This window comes from Macellibacteroides sp., assembly GCF_050251695.1.
GTDB lineage: Bacteria > Bacteroidota > Bacteroidia > Bacteroidales > Tannerellaceae > Macellibacteroides > Macellibacteroides fermentans.
Map to the genome: position 1 here is coordinate 1 of NZ_JBFWMI010000077.1, position 15,603 is coordinate 15,603.

At 45.0% G+C, this 15,603-nt stretch carries 13 protein-coding genes and 1 riboswitch; of the genes, 4 read left to right on the top strand and 9 right to left on the bottom strand.

Annotated elements, in window-relative coordinates; all coding sequences use genetic code 11:
• Window positions 1-23 precede the first annotated feature (23 nt).
• A complete protein-coding gene (locus AB7E53_RS11230; RefSeq protein WP_068178277.1) occupies window positions 24-449 on the top strand; it encodes an RNA-binding S4 domain-containing protein in 426 nt (141 codons plus the stop codon).
• 271 nt (window positions 450-720) lie between these two features.
• On the opposite strand, the gene AB7E53_RS11235 is transcribed toward AB7E53_RS11230, so the two are convergent.
• The 5 genes from AB7E53_RS11235 to AB7E53_RS11255 form a co-directional block, all read right to left on the bottom strand.
• Window positions 721-1,194, bottom strand: coding sequence for a toxin-antitoxin system YwqK family antitoxin (locus tag AB7E53_RS11235; protein WP_068178873.1), 474 nt, complete (start codon window positions 1,192-1,194; stop codon window positions 721-723).
• A 112-nt stretch (window positions 1,195-1,306) separates the two neighbouring features.
• Entirely contained in the window at window positions 1,307-2,914 is a 1,608-nt protein-coding gene (locus AB7E53_RS11240) for an Ig-like domain-containing protein (protein ID WP_446775710.1), read from the bottom strand.
• Between the two features lie 37 nt (window positions 2,915-2,951).
• On the bottom strand, window positions 2,952-5,732 hold the full coding sequence (locus AB7E53_RS11245; protein WP_446775712.1) for a TonB-dependent receptor domain-containing protein: 2,781 nt from the start codon (window positions 5,730-5,732) through the stop codon (window positions 2,952-2,954).
• 119 nt (window positions 5,733-5,851) lie between these two features.
• Window positions 5,852-6,859, bottom strand: a complete 1,008-nt coding sequence (locus AB7E53_RS11250; RefSeq protein ID WP_446775714.1) for a Gfo/Idh/MocA family protein — start codon at window positions 6,857-6,859, stop codon at window positions 5,852-5,854.
• Window positions 6,860-6,910: 51 nt separating this feature from the next.
• Window positions 6,911-7,639 carry a 2-phosphosulfolactate phosphatase gene (locus tag AB7E53_RS11255; RefSeq protein ID WP_350455739.1) on the bottom strand — a complete coding sequence of 243 codons (729 nt, stop codon included), beginning with the start codon at window positions 7,637-7,639 and terminating at the stop codon, window positions 6,911-6,913.
• Window positions 7,640-7,730: 91 nt separating this feature from the next.
• Window positions 7,731-7,792: riboswitch (Fluoride riboswitch) on the top strand.
• Between the two features lie 20 nt (window positions 7,793-7,812).
• Here AB7E53_RS11255 and AB7E53_RS11260 point away from each other — a divergent pair.
• Window positions 7,813-9,021, top strand: a complete 1,209-nt coding sequence (locus AB7E53_RS11260; RefSeq protein WP_446774722.1) for a cation:proton antiporter — start codon at window positions 7,813-7,815, stop codon at window positions 9,019-9,021.
• Window positions 9,022-9,139: 118 nt separating this feature from the next.
• Here the strand turns inward: AB7E53_RS11260 and ric are convergent, their stop codons facing one another.
• The gene (gene ric, locus AB7E53_RS11265; RefSeq protein ID WP_446775717.1) at window positions 9,140-9,856 is read right to left on the bottom strand and encodes an iron-sulfur cluster repair di-iron protein; all 717 of its coding nucleotides are present in this window, start codon (window positions 9,854-9,856) and stop codon (window positions 9,140-9,142) included.
• 55 nt (window positions 9,857-9,911) lie between these two features.
• Between ric and AB7E53_RS11270 the strand changes: the two genes are divergently transcribed.
• A complete protein-coding gene (locus tag AB7E53_RS11270; protein ID WP_446775719.1) occupies window positions 9,912-10,661 on the top strand; it encodes a Crp/Fnr family transcriptional regulator in 750 nt (249 codons plus the stop codon).
• A 30-nt stretch (window positions 10,662-10,691) separates the two neighbouring features.
• Here AB7E53_RS11270 and dnaB read toward each other — a convergent pair whose 3' ends face one another.
• From dnaB to AB7E53_RS11285, 3 genes are all read right to left on the bottom strand, one after another.
• Window positions 10,692-12,209 carry a replicative DNA helicase gene (gene dnaB / locus AB7E53_RS11275; RefSeq protein ID WP_068178293.1) on the bottom strand — a complete coding sequence of 506 codons (1,518 nt, stop codon included), beginning with the start codon at window positions 12,207-12,209 and terminating at the stop codon, window positions 10,692-10,694.
• A gap of 111 nt (window positions 12,210-12,320) precedes the next feature.
• A complete protein-coding gene (locus tag AB7E53_RS11280; RefSeq protein WP_068178296.1) occupies window positions 12,321-12,869 on the bottom strand; it encodes a nitroreductase family protein in 549 nt (182 codons plus the stop codon).
• A gap of 10 nt (window positions 12,870-12,879) precedes the next feature.
• Window positions 12,880-13,482, bottom strand: a complete 603-nt coding sequence (locus AB7E53_RS11285) for a riboflavin synthase (RefSeq protein ID WP_079681917.1) — start codon at window positions 13,480-13,482, stop codon at window positions 12,880-12,882.
• Between the two features lie 107 nt (window positions 13,483-13,589).
• On the opposite strand from AB7E53_RS11285, the gene AB7E53_RS11290 reads away from it, so the two are divergent.
• Window positions 13,590-15,464 carry a glycoside hydrolase family 44 protein gene (locus AB7E53_RS11290; RefSeq protein WP_446775721.1) on the top strand — a complete coding sequence of 625 codons (1,875 nt, stop codon included), beginning with the start codon at window positions 13,590-13,592 and terminating at the stop codon, window positions 15,462-15,464.
• The last annotated feature ends 139 nt before the right edge of the window (window positions 15,465-15,603 follow it).

Consider the following 15,603-nt stretch of genomic DNA (forward strand, 5'->3'; position numbering starts at 1 on the left):
ACAACAATAAATAAACATAGGATATGGCAGAGGTAAGGATTGATAAATGGATGTGGGCCACCCGTATCTTCAAAACACGTACCATCGCTGCAGAAGCATGTAAAAAGAACAGAGTAATGATTCAGGGGGTAAATGTAAAGGCTTCCCGAATGATTAAAGTGGGAGATGTAATTCAGGTACGCAAGCCCCCTATCACCTACTCTTTTAAAGTGCTTGAGGTAACAGAAAGACGGATGGGTGCCAAAATGGTTCCACAGTATCTGGAAAATGTAACCACCGCCGATCAGTACGAGATTCTGGAACTGAACAGAATTTCCGGGTTTGTAGATCGAGCTAAAGGTATGGGTCGCCCAACTAAGAAGGACCGCAGGGAGCTGGAACAGTTTGCCGGACCCGATGCTATGGACGATTTTGATTTCGATTTCGACTTCGATACCGACAATGAATAAGATTATCCGTAAGATTACCATAACAAATAAACATACAGAAGGTGTCTCAACGAATGAGATACCTTTTTTTAAATCCGGAAGTATCCACTATTAAGCCTGAAAGTTGGGGATATTAAGCTTAAAAGTACCTTGGTTAAAATATTGCGCCCATGGAGGCGATAAAATGCGCCCATGGGCCTAATTTATCGGCCCCATGGGCGCAAGCTATGTATCCGGTATCTTTAATCTTTATTCATAACCGGGTTACGGCTAAAGATTAAAGAACAATTCCTTAATCCTGCTTTTGTTCGGTCAGCAACTTACCATCATCATCCCAGGTACGCCAGATACCTGACTTGCGACCTTTGTCGTAAAACATTTCAAAGCGCAACACTCCATGATCATTCCATACCTTCCAGGGACCGTCTTTTAGTCCGTCGCGGTAATTAGCCTCGGCCACCAAATCGCCAGCCTCATTATAAGTGCGCCATGTTCCATGAAACTGCCCCTTGTAATATGCCCTCACTTCGGCAATCTTACCATCAGGATAGTAAACCACGTATGTACCTTGCGGACGACCGTCTTCCAGCTGCAGCTCCATCTTAAGCATGCCATCTTCGTAAAACTCGGTATATCTTCCTGTATACAAGGTAGTCTGCGTTTCGTCGGTATAATACTGACCTTCATTCAGAAACAAGTCCTGTGCAAAAGCATAGGTACTCCCTCCCATCAATAAGGCCGATGTTATCATTAAATTCTTTATCATATCTGTATGCGTAAGGTAAAACGAACCTTTATTTTTATCTGCGGGAAAAGGCAGCAGGCCTCAGGTCTCGTATAAAAGACACTGCAACCAACTGCCTTCTTCTGTATCTCAATTAATAATCTGTATTCTGTGGATCCCAGTTGGCCCAACCTGCAGTCCAATCGTTTGTGCCGTCGAACGCACCTTTGTAATTAACTTTGGTGAAGAATGAATCGCTGATGGCAGCATCCGTAAAGCTTGCTCCTGCAACTTTGGCTGCATCTACCGACGAATAAAGACCGTTTGTCTTAATCACATCGTTTGTAGAAGCAAAAGAGCTGTTACCCAAGCCTGCAGTTAAGAAATAAGAAGCACTGGCATCATCCTTAGCCTCTTTCCACATACCGGCAAATACTACGTTTTTCACAGCAGCCGCACTGTTGGCTTTATCAAGGAACAAGCCATAAGGCCATCCGGTAAATACGGAATTGTGAACCTGCAGAGCCGAATTACGGCGGATATGCATTGCACATTGATACTGACCACCCTTTGCTCCGTTAGCTGCATCGGTTGTATTATATAGAATTTCGGCATCAGCTTTACCAACCGAGTTGCCATACAACGGACCAATCAAGGTTACGTTAGAGAACACGGGAGTTGTAAGTGGTGAGTTACCTGAACCGGAAGCATCGTTATCAGATTCAAAACCGTTGGACTTAGAAGTATCGGCACGGTCACGGTCGCGAACACCCAGCAGGAACTGAAGCTTACCCTGGTAACCATAATCCGTATCAAACTCATCATCCCAACCCTTATAAGCAATCAGGTGCTTGGCATTCACCTTACCACCAAACCATTCGAATGAATCGTCGCCACAATAAGATACCTGTACATATTCGATGGTAGTACCACTACCAACCCCACCCATGGTAAGACCGTTCAACTCTTTGTTAGGTTCCAATGGAAAACCAGGGAACTCAATACGCACATACTTAAGAATACCCGAATTATCGTCGGCCACTGTACCCCCGTAAGTAGTACGCGGACCACCTTCAATCTGCGGATTGGTACCTGTGTTTACCGGAGCTTTACCAGCCAGAACAATACCACCCCAGTCGCCATAGTTACGAGAACCCTTAGGCTGATCTGAAGTAAATACAATCGGAGCATTGGCTTTCCCTTCGGCAATAATCTTTCCACCCGGCTCAACAATCAAGGTACCCTTGCTGCTCTTTTCACCCTTCACCACCGTACCCGGCTGTATGGTAATGGTAGCACCACTGGTAACGTATACAAAACCTCTCAATAAGTTCTGGTCTATACTGCGGAGGGTAATATTTTCCTTAATTTCGCCGCTAAGAACCACAGCCTTACCGGTTTCACCTGCATTTATATCAACTGTAACCTTTGTTGAAGCTGCGAAAGAGCCATCAGCCGTTTTTACGGTTACCGTAGCTTCACCCTCGGCCACACCTTTCACTTTCCCTGTATTATCGACCAACGCCACACCGGTATTTGAAGATGTCCAGCTAACCTCCTTATTGGCAGCATCCGACGGAGTGATCGTAGCAACCAGGGTTACTTCGGCATCCGGTTTAATAGCAACCGATTCCTTATCTACCTTAACGCCCGTTACGGCAACAGCGATTGGTTCTTCGTCCGAATCACTACACGAAACATTCCCAAATAAAGTGGCCATCATAAATATTGAAGCCATTCCTTTTAATAACAATCTGTTCATACTCATAAACTAATTAAATTTGTATAGGAAATTCATTTTAAAATTTTACAGAAACACCCACATTCAGAGTAACACCCGGTCTGTATGAGCGAATAAGCTGATTAACAGTCTGCGTATTTCCTGCAGGGTCGGTTATATCTAAAAATTGATTATAGGTGATCTTTGCATTAAGCAGATCCTTTACTCCCCCTTTAATCTCAACCATCTTGCCAATCTTCTTTGAAAAGCTAAGGTCCAGTGAGTTACGGGGCATCTCGTAAACATCCGGAATATCGTCGTTAGGGTTTTGCTTAGGTATACCCACCGTTTCGATTCGTTTACCGATACGGTTGAACAATACCGATGCCGATAGTCCGCTGTTGTCGTTCTGATAGAAAAGACCGGTGTTGATAAGGTAAGGAGACTGTCCCTGCATGGGTCGGTTGCGCTCGAAAGAGCCCTCCTCGAAATAGACCTTGCTATGGATGATAGCTCCGTTGAAGACAAAGCTCAGGTCTTTCAACCCGATAAAATCAAGCTGCTTCTTTACATCCAGCTCCAGTCCCAGTGCCTCGGAGCGGTCGGCATTCATGAATGTATACTGCACACCCGATCCAGCCTCGTGATAAGTCTGCTCGATAGGATCATTAAACCCTTTATAGAAACCACCCAGACTGACCGTTTCGCCGGCCGAAGGATAAAACTCGTAACGGATATCCAAATTATTTGCATAGGCATTTTTCAGTTGGGCATTTCCAGAGATATTGGCAAAACGTTCAAAATCGTAATAAACATAGGGAACGATCTCGCGAAATTCGGCACGGTTTACCGAACGTCCGTAAGCCAGACGCAATTGATGCTTTTCGTTAAAGTTATAGCTCACGTTTACCGAAGGGAAAAGGTCGGTTGTACTCTGATCCAGATTTACAGGCTTAACACCGTCGGGCTCGTAGCCATCCAGTTTCAGGTTATAATATTCCACCCGCACACCCACATTGGCATTCAGCTTCTCTCCATAGTTAAGTCGGGCTGACACATAACCTGCGCCAAGAAAATTATCAGAAGTATAAGAGTCACTCTTATTGGTATTCTCAATCATATAAATCTTATCTGCCCCCATGTTGGAACTTGTAAACAGATGACTGTACTCCCAGTCGGCGTTCCGGTCGTATCCGTTACCCAACATATTGTATCCAAACCGGCGAGCCTTAAAATCACGTGTTTTGTATTCGCCGTACAGTCCCCCGTAAATAACCGGCGAAAACAGATCGTTCACCTTCAGTTTGTGTTCGTAATTCGTACCGGCAGAAAAACCGTTGTCGTTCAGCTCCTGGTAATAACGCTTGGCCTCGTCCACCCGATAAGGCATCGCGCTTCCATCCGGGTTACGTTTCGAATACACATCCTTTCTGTCGGGTTCATTGTAATTGGCGTAACTGTAACCGACTGTCCAGTCCAGTTTATTTACATCCTCGGCAAACCGGTGTTCGCCGCTAAGCTGACCGCTGTAGGTAGTTCTGCCCGTATACAACGACTCCCAGTAGCGAACATCCAAATCAGAATAATAATCGGTACCCTCGCGCTGAATTAAAGAAGAGGTTCCTCGTTGGTTAAAGAAATTCCTGAATTCATATTTTGAATTACCCGCCAGCAGCGACCAGTTGAACAAGGCTCCCAGCTTGGTTGTATTTTTGTATGCTTCGTCGAAGTAATGGTTGTCGTAACGAGAAGTGTTATTAACCATGTCGTACGACTGATAACGGTTATTCTCCATCTCATAATAATCGTATCCCGTACTGTAGTTTACGGAGGTAACATTCCCGATACGCATATCGCCCATATTGAAACTACGGTTCATGGTAAACGACAGCTTCTGTTCGGGCAGTGCGGTGAAAGTCTTCACCCCCCAACGTTGGTTGATTTGTTTGGTGAAAGCTGCAGCCGTTTCCGGAGAGACATCGTTAAGATGCGCCGGAGCATTTCCGGGAAGCATACGTCCTCCTGCACCGAACCCAAAGAAATCGGCGCCCAACCGGTTGGTCAGCTTAAACGTTTTAAAAGAAGCATTGGTATTGAATCCGGCCTGATATTGAAACGAGTAACTGTTTCCATCCGGAATATTTTTGGTCATCACCCTCACAAATCCACCGGCAAAATCGGCCGGTAATTCGGGAGAAGGCGATTTATACACCATCATGTTATCAATAAGTGACGAGGGCAGCACATCAAAAGAAAAGGCCCTGCTGTCTGTTTCACTGGAAGGAGTGGTCGCATTATTCAGCCATACGCTGTTATACCTTTGGGCCAAACCCCTTACAACAATAAACCGGTCGTCAATAATGGTGATACCCGGTATACGTCTCAATACCTCGGCTGCATCGCTGTCTTGTGTCTTTGCAATCTGCTGCGAGGAGATTCCGTTCATAACCGGCAGACTGTTCCGCACCGTATTAAGCACAGCCATTTCAGTCCCCAGCTTACGTTGGGCAACCACCACCACATTTTGTAATTGTAAGTCGGCATCCGACAATTTTACATTCACAACCGCCTCCTGACGGGCAACCACTTTCACGGAAGGAATAACCTGTGTCTGGTATGACACATAAGAAACAGAAACAGCATACGTTCCGGGAGTAACATTTTCGATACGGAAATTACCATCTAAATCCGTAACCACCCCCGTTGTTGTTCCGCTGATAACAACAGAAGCACCAATAAGAGGTTCGTTTAATTTTGCATCCGAAACATTTCCGCAAATAACACCCGTCTGCGCATTGATTGTGAGAGAAAGAAACACTCCGGCAAGGAGTAATAGTAGCCTGTTACGTATCGTCTTCATACTTTTAACATCATCCAATTTGATTACGATGCAAAAGTAGAGGCCCGATATTTCAATTATGTGTACAAGTTGTCACATTCCATGCAACAAATATGACGATTACATTACAGGTGCAACGGCTACTTAATCCGGTCGGCCGGATAAACCACCCCAAGCTGACGGCGGATTTCGTCCATAATCTCCATGGTGATAAGCGAATGCGAATGGCTATTTACGTCCGATTCCATCTTCCCGGAACAGATCACATTGATAAATTCGCATATTTCATAGTAATAATCGTCTTTCAGATCGGGTTGGGTAAGCACCTCCTTATTACCGGAACGATACGATAACGTTACATCTCCTATAATGTTTATCCTATCCAGGGTAATATTACCCTCTTCTCCCTGAATTTCGGTAGGTAGAGACGAATTAGCTATTTTGGAATAGAGCACCGTGGCATTCATACCATCGTATTCGAAGGAAACCACTCCTTGTCCGTCCACACCCGACGACAACTTTATCCCGTTTGCCGTAATTGATTTAGGTCTGCCAAACAATACAACCATGGGATAAATCGTATATACACCAATATCCACCAGGGCTCCATTAGACATATCGGGTTTGAAGGCATTCAGTACAATACCCTCTTTAAATTTATCGTATCTTGACGAATACTGGCAATAGCATGAAAAATAACGCCTCACCTTCCCAATCTTTTCAAGATTGTTCTTTACTGCCAGAAAATTAGGTGTAAGCGTGGGCTTCATTGCCTCCATCAATACGACATGGTTACTTTTTGCAGCCGCAATCATCTGTCTCACCTCGTGAGCATTGGAAGCAAATGCTTTCTCGCAGAGTACATGTTTACCATGTCGCATACACAACATAGCCTGCTCCGCATGTTTGTAATTGGGCGATGCTATGTAGACTGCATCCACCAACGACCCCGTCACCATCTCTTCGAGGGAAGTAAATGTATAGGGAATCCCATGCTTTTTTGCAAAAGCAAGTCCGGTTTCTTCTTTACGGGAACATATGGCCACCAGCTCGAACCGACTGTCTTGTCGTGCTCCGGCAATCACCCAGTCAGTAATAAAATTGGTACCGACTACTCCAAAACGAATTTTATCTGTAGTTGTGTTCATCCTTATAAAGAATTTAGTATGTTAGTATTTTAGTAAAAAGAAAAACCAGCATTAAAAGGAGGCCGGAAAAAGCTCCAGTACACCACCCAGCATCACCAGCTCGGGAACTTTCTGAGTAGTGTTAAGAGTAAGGCAGAAGGGAACCGAATCTTCCAGTCCGTTTGCCCTCAATCGCCAGATATGCTCCGAACGGTTGATAAAGCCGATCATATCGTCTTTCTGACTCTGCCACATTTCGTATGCAACCACGGCAGCATCCGATCCGGTTTCAAATTCGCCCGTTTCCAACAGCGACGAAACCAGGGCTCCTCCAAACAAAGAGTCTTCTATGTTAAACCGATCATTGTATCCTGCACAGAGTACAATCACATTGTGTTTATGGTGCAGACAATATTTTGTTACCGCAGCCAGGTTGCTAAATGCGCCAACAGCCACCCGGTAGGCTTCGGAGGCTGTTGTTATGGCTCGGGTACCGTTGGTGGTTGTAAATATAATTTTTTTATTCAGGACCTTATCGGTAGGGTAATCGAAAGGAGAATTTCCAAAATCGGCAAACTCGCAACGCTTTACATTACGTTCCGCACCTACCAGCCAGCCTTGCCATTTATAGGCACGTGCTTCGCCAAGTGTTGCCACCGGACGCATGCTTTGCACGCCATTCTCGAAGGCGGCACACATGGTGGTTGTTGCCCTGAAAATATCGACCACCACCACAACGGCGTCAGCAGTATGGTAGAAGGGATACAAGGCGGGTGTAAAACACACATCAATCTTCATCATTATATAATTTCAATTGCAACGTTATTTTGCAAAGATAGTGTTTTAATTTTCCGAACCTGTTGGCTACATTAAAAAATACGACTACTTTTGCAGAAAATTTGGCAATGGAATCTGCCCGAAACCGCCCAAAAGGCTGATGATACCTACCTAACTCTAAATAGAGAGCATTTGCTATGTTGACAAGTTTAGCTTACATCTTTTTATTGGGCCTGTCTCTGGGCTACATTTTTTCCAAATTAAAACTTCCGGCTTTACTGGGTATGTTGTTTACCGGAATTATACTCGGACCGTATGTACTTAATCTACTTAGTCCGTCCATTCTTTCCATCTCAGCCGATTTACGCCAGCTTGCACTTGTTATTATTCTTACCCGCGCCGGACTGGCATTGGATCTGGATGATTTGAAAAAGGTAGGCCGACCGGCATTCCTGATGTGTTTTGTTCCTGCCTGTTTCGAGATTGCCGGAATGATATTGCTGGCTCCTACCCTTCTGGGAATATCTGTATTGGAAGCAGCATTGCTGGGAACGGTTATTGCAGCCGTATCGCCGGCTGTTATCGTACCCAAAATGTTGTTCCTGATGGAAAACAAAATAGGCACGAAGAAAAGCATACCGCAACTTATCATGGCAGGCGCTTCGGTGGATGATGTCTTTGTAATTGTTTTATTCACAGCCTTTACCGGTTTGCTATCGGGAGGAGAAGTATCTGCAACCAGCTTCATCGAAATTCCCGTCGCCATTAGTACCGGTCTGGCAACAGGTGTATTGTTCGGGCTGTTGCTGAGTGTCTATTTCAAACGGTTTCATTTAAGAGACTCTATCAAAGTTCTTATTCTGTTAAGTATATCCTTTCTGTTTGTTGCCCTCGAAAAACAGCTAAAAGGAATTGTACCCCTGTCGGGATTGTTGGCCGTTATGGGCATGAGTGCCACATTATTAAAGACCTATCGAATCTTAGCCCAGCGTTTATCGGCCAAGTTCAATAAATTATGGGTAGGTGCGGAGATTTTACTTTTCGTACTTGTAGGTGCCACTGTAGATATTAAATATGCAGTTGCGGCAGGCTTTGCAGCCGTACTGCTTATCTTTGGCGTGCTGATTTTCCGCCTTGCCGGAGTGTATGTAAGTTTACTGAAAACGCCTCTCACCACCAAAGAACGTATCTTCTGTATGATTGCCTATATGCCAAAGGCCACCGTACAGGCGGCGATTGGTTCCATTCCGCTTGCCTTGGGACTATCGTGCGGGAAGATTGTGCTCACTGTGGCGGTGCTTGCCATCCTGATTACCGCACCTTTGGGAGCTTTTGGCGTAGATGTAAGCTATAAGAAGTTACTTTTAGGTGCCGAAAGCGACGAAAGGGATAAAACCAATGTATAAACCTGCATAAAATAAAGTATCTGTAGTGAACCGGTTAACCGGTCTGACTACAGATACCCCAGATAATGAATTTCATTATCTGTCTTCTAACCACCCTTTAATACTCAAAAAACCAAAATCAAAAACCCTTCTCAAGTTCAATTGCCCGTGGAAAAATAATATTGTTTTCCACGTGTATATGCGTATGTAAATCTGTTTCAAATTGTTGCAGCATCTGCAATAGCAGACGGTAACTGCCGCATGCATCGGCAGGAGCTGTATAGTTGTTGGTAAGCGAGGCGATCAGACGGTATCTCTCTCCCTCTGCATCGTGCTCTCCCATCATGGCTGATATAGGATATTCCACACTGCCACAATGAAAATCAACCTGAGGCTGGTTGTTTAATTTAGCCTCGGCCATCTCATAAATATAAGGGAACAATACCTGTTCTTCTTTTTCGAGGTGTTGGTTTAAATCAACCAGCGATTCGTAGAAATGATGCTTCACTTCCAACAGTTCGGGATGATTGTCGCCGTGTACATTGGCTACCTTATTGAGTAACTCGAATATCCGGGGACCTTTCTCGCGAATTCCACGGTGATGGATTTTCAATACATAGTCGACCAACAAATCCAGAGGCCAGCTCTTAAAATCGATGCTTTCGGATGTCGAAGCTCCTTGTTGTTCCATCTCCCGAATTAAAACATCCATGCTTACACCCGCCTTTTCACAGGCTTTGGCGAATGAGATCTCGCCTCCGCAGCAAAAATCAATTCCATATTTTTTAAACACGGTGGCGTTATCGAAACGATCTGCCACGATCTGTCCTACCGACATGCTTTTATACTCTTTCATATGTCTGAATTTTATGGGTACGAATTCTATTTTGTTGATACAAAGTTCGATTATTATGAACCCTGAAACAGTAACATATGTTACATTGATGAAATTATTTTGGTTTTTAACAGGAATCAACAAAATGGACGAGAAAGAAATAAACACATTATTGCAGTCAGATCTTTTTGCAGGCTTTACAACTCAGGAGCTGACCGGACTGTTGGACAATCTTTATTACAAGATAAACCGGTATAACAAGGATGACATTCTGGCCCTCAGCGGCGACCGATGTAAAGATCTGATGGTGGTGATCAGCGGTAACCTGATTGCCCGTATGGTTGCATCATCCGGCAAATTTGTTCAGATCGATAAAATTGGTCCCGGGCGGGTGGTTGCTCCGGCTATCCTGTTTGCTACGCACAACGTGTATCCGGTAAACGTTCTTATTGAAAAGGAGGTTGTACTATTCTCCGTCAGTCGTTCCACCTTTCTAAAAGCCATGCAAAGCAACGAGAAGCTTTTATTGAACTTTATCCGCTCCATATCAGACATCAACCGCTTTTTAAGTGAAAAGATACGGTTCCTGTCGCTTAAAACCTTACGCGGTAAGATAGCCGCCTATCTGCTTTCCGCCTCTATGGCACAAGACAATACACTGAAAGTACGCATAAAGGAATCGCGTCAGGAATTGTCGGAGAAGTTTGGCGTAAGCAGACAATCGCTGGCCTGCTCCATTTCGGAACTGGAGGATGAGGGCATCCTTACTGCAAGTGCCCGGACCATAACCATTCTGGATAAAAACAAATTGAGGAATTGCGAATAGCCTCTCCCATTTTTTAGGAACGAAATACCTTTAGAAAGGCATTTCGTTGTTTACTCCGGCTGATAAGAAATCGTTTCCGGCAGGAGGAATAGGAGGAATTCCGTTCATATCGCCATTCATACCGGAGCTGAATTCGCGGATCGACACGTCTTCATCCACATTCATAAACTTGGCAAACTCGCTTTTGAAACGCAGACGTACATCTCCTGTGGCACCGTTACGATGCTTGGCCACAATAATCTCGGCCAGACCGATCAGAGAGTTACCCCGCTCATCTTCCGTAATTTTATAATATTCGGGGCGGTGAATAAAGCAAACCATATCCGCATCCTGCTCGATGGCACCGGACTCACGTAAGTCGGCCAACTGCGGACGTTTACCTTCTGCACCCTGACGGTTTTCCACACCACGGTTCAACTGAGAAAGGGCAATAATGGGGATATTCAACTCCTTGGCCAATCCTTTAAGCGAACGCGAGATCATACTCACCTCCTGCTCGCGGCTTCCAAAGTTCATACCGCTTGCATTCATCAGCTGAAGGTAGTCAATAATCAGAATCTTTATTCCATGTTCGCGAACCAGGCGACGGGCTTTGGTACGGAGTTCGAAGACCGACAAACTGGGCGTATCATCCACATACACCGGAGCATCATACAATTCCTTGATTTTAAAGTCGAGCTGCTCCCACTCGTAACTTTCCAGTCGTCCGCTTTTGATCTTTTCACCCGGTATCTCACAAACGTTCACAATCATACGATTCACCAGCTGAACGTTGCTCATTTCAAGCGAAAACAAGGCAACAGGAATATTGAAGTTTACAGCCATATTCTTTGCCATAGAAAGAACAAAGGCTGTTTTACCCATCGCAGGACGGGCGGCGATAATAACAAGGTCGGAATTCTGCCAACCGGAAGTAATCTTATCCAAGGCATTGAATCCGGTACGCAGACCACTCAGACCCTCTTTCTGGTTGGCTGCTTTCTGAAGCATGTCCAACGCATCCTTTATCACGGGATTGATTTGGGTAACATCCTTCTTTACGTTACGCTGAGATATTTCGAAAAGCTTTCCTTCGGCCTCCTGCATCAGATCTTCCACGTCTATCGTCTCATCAAAGGCTTTGCCTTGCACCTGTGCCGTAAAGCTGATCAGTTCGCGAGCCAGGTATTTCTGAGCAATGATACGTGCGTGGTATTCGATATGTGCACTACTTGCCACTTTGCTGGTAAGCTGCGAAATATAAAAAGGTCCGCCTACAAGATCCAGCTCACCCCGCTTTTTAAGCTGTTCCGTTACTGTAAGCATGTCGACCGGCCGCTGACTGGCAACTAAGTCTACTATCGCTGAAAAAATCATCTCGTGCGACTTTTCATAAAAGCACTCGGGTTTCAATATTTCACTGATGATGGAATAGGCATCCTTTTCCAGCATCAACGCACCCAAAACAGCCTCTTCAAGCTCTTTTGCCTGGGGTTGTAAACGTCCCATATCGGGTATCGGGGCTGCTTTTTGTCTTCCTCTTCCTGTATTCTTATTGCTATCTGCCATTTCTAAATCTTTTGGGGGATCAAAATTACTCTTTTTATTTCTTTATTAAAAGGGCGATGTAACATTTAACTGATAAAAAGAAAGGGCGGAGTATAAATCCGCCCGCCCTTTTTATTCGTATGAGTTGAATGAGATTACTTTATCCTTCTCTTTGCGTTTTTTCGGTCTGTCGGGCTGTAGCGAATATCCTACCACGATATCAAGCAAAACACGTTTACCCGAAGGAATATTCAGCAGTTTACGTACCTTGGATTCGTTAAACCAACCGATTATGCAGGTTCCTAATCCTTCATCTTCGGCCGCCAGGCAAAGGTGGGCAGCTGTGATACCAATATCCACATGGGCAAACTTCTTATCCTTGACCAGACTGCCGAAACCCGATGAAAGATTTACACTTTCCTCTACCACTACAATATGTACCGGAGCCTGCTTGGTAAAATGGTTGATCCCGATCAACTTACTTGAAGTAGCATCGGCCACCTGGTTTTTTAGTTCCGGATCATCTACCACGATAAAATGCCAGGGCTGGGCATTGCATGCAGAAGGTGCCATACGGGCAGCTTCCAGTATGCGTTCCAGCTTTTCTTTTTCCACAGGACGTGTGGCATCGAAAGCCCGGTCGCTCTGACGTTGCAAAGCCAAAGAAAGAAAGTCTCTCATCAGCCCGTCTTTATTTAAATTGCATCATCTTACTGATGTACTTGCCAACGATATCGAATTCCAGATTCACAACCGTTCCCTTCACAATCTGACCGAAGTTTGTAAAGTCGTGTGTATAAGGAATGATAGCCACCTGAAAACTGTTAGCCTGCGAATTGCAAACCGTAAGGCTTACACCATTCACACAAACCGATCCTTTCTCAACCGTCATATATCCCTGTTGTGCCATCTCCTTGTCGAAAGCATATTCGAAGGTATAGTACCAGCTTCCATCTGCCTCCTTCACATCGGTACACACAGCCGTCTGATCCACATGTCCCTGAACGATATGACCATCCAACCGGCCGTTCATAATCATACTGCGTTCCAGGTTCACCTTATCTCCAACGGCAAGTTTTCCCAGGTTGGAGCGTTCAAGTGTCTCTTTTATAGCAGTAACCGTATAGGTGTCGTCCGTAAGGCTCACCACTGTAAGGCAAACGCCGTTGTGCGCCACACTCTGGTCAATTTTCAATTCGTTCACAAACGAGCACTTCAATGTAAGGTGCAGGTTTCCTTTGTCTGTTTGCAAGGCAACAACCTGTGCTGCTTCTTCAATAATTCCTGAAAACATAGCAATGGTTTTATTTTGTTTATCGAGTCAAAGATACGGAATTATTTGAAGAATAATCCTACATTTGTTGCGAGTAAAATGAGTAAAAACCAGATTTGTATTATCAAATGAGAAAATCCATTTGGGCAATGTTGTTATTGCCCTTTTCGTTCGCGTGGGCACAAGAAGAGGTGCTTATCAATATCCGTGCCGGTGCACCACCCACGCCTGTTTCCCCTTATATCTATGGCATGAACAATGTGCTGTCTACAAACCCCTCCCAACCCGTTAGCGAGGCTGTCTGGAAACAGACGGAAGATGCCGGAGTCACCCTGATCCGCTCATGCGGAGGCAATAATCTTACCAAGTACAACTGGCGTAAGAAAATAACCAGCCACCCGGACTGGTATAACAATGTATATACAGTCGACTGGGATTATGCAATGGAGTCGCTCACCCGGCGGTTACCACAGGTGCAAAGTATGTGGGGCTTTCAACTCATCGGCAAATCGGCCTCTGTCTCCACCTCTAATTTTAACGACTGGGATTATAACCGCTCTGCCTGGTGGAGCGGAGTAAGTCAGAACCTTGCCGGAGGAGGAATACCTGATGCCGGAGGAGGTAATAAAGCCGCCAAAGAGGGTAATCCCGATCTATATCTTCAGCAGTGGAACGCCGATTCTACGGTTGCCATACTGGATTACTGGTACAAAACCAAAGGAATCAACAAGGAACAGACCCGCTTCTGGAGCATGGACAACGAACCCGAAATCTGGAATGGTACCCACGACGATATCATGCCGGTTCAATGTAGTGCCGACGAGTTTATGCAGCGTTATTTTGAAGTTGCCAAGAAAGCCCGGCTCGCCGACCCGGATATCCGGTTGGTTGGTCCGGTAACGGCCAACGAATGGCAATGGTTCAAGTATGCTCAGGATACAAAAATTGACGGAGTACATTATTGTTGGCTTGAATATTTCATCAAAAGATGTGCTGAAGAAGAGAAGAAGACAGGGCTCCGGTTGCTTGATGTTCTTAGCATTCACTTTTATCCCTCCGAAACAGAGGTCGGGCAGATTCTGCAGCTGCATCGTATCTTCTTTGACGAAACCTATGTTTATCCCGGAGCCAACGGTATTAAAACCTTGAAAGGAGGATGGGACAACAGCCTTACACAAGAATATATCTTTGCCCGTTGCAACCAGTGGCTTACCACCTATTTTGGAGAAAATCATGGAATCGGTCTGGGTTTATGCGAAACAGGCATCCAGTCATCCAATGCCAACGTTACCGCAGTCTGGTATGCTTCCCATTTAGGCGAATTTATGAAACACGGTGTTACGCTGTTTACCCCGTGGGACTGGAAGCCAGGTATGTATGAGGTACTACATTTGAACACCCGGTACAATAAAAAACTATCCATCCCGGCCGAATCAAGCCGGGAAGAATTGGTATCGGCCTATGCCACCATTAATTCCGGAGGCGATTCTCTCTCCGTTCAGCTGGTAAACCGTTCCGAAACAGAGACCCTGAAAGTTAGGGTACGATTCGGCAGCTTCATCCCTTCCGGAAGTTCACAACCGCTTTATACGTTAAGTAATCTGCCCCGGCTGACCGAAACCTTCGTGTCGCGGGAAATGAATGCGGTTAAAGAATCTGCCGCAACAGCACAAGAGGGTGAATACATACTGTCACTTCTCCCTCTTTCCGTAAACACGCTTGTACTTGAAGGTGCATTACAGACTGGGATTAATATTGATTCTAACTCTGATTCCGATTTTCATATTTTCCCTAATCCGGCAAATGACGTATTACATGTGCAGAGCAAAAAACCTGCCTTTTTGCGAATACTCTCTATGCAAGGAAACTGTCTGGCCACACAAAATATAGATGAACCAGGCAACCACACCTTTTCCATTGCAGATTATCCAAAAGGAGCTTATATCCTATCGGCTCTGGACCGATCGGGTAATCAAACAACAAAGAAGTTCATTATTAAATAGGTAGAATCAAAAAAGGGCCTCCTTTACAGGAAGCCCTTTCTATTTTATTTGCACCGTATACAAATTACTTTGCCAATTCCAATTGCAATGTTTTTGTAGGCTCGTCGCATACTTCAGTTGGACCAAAGTACTGGATAGG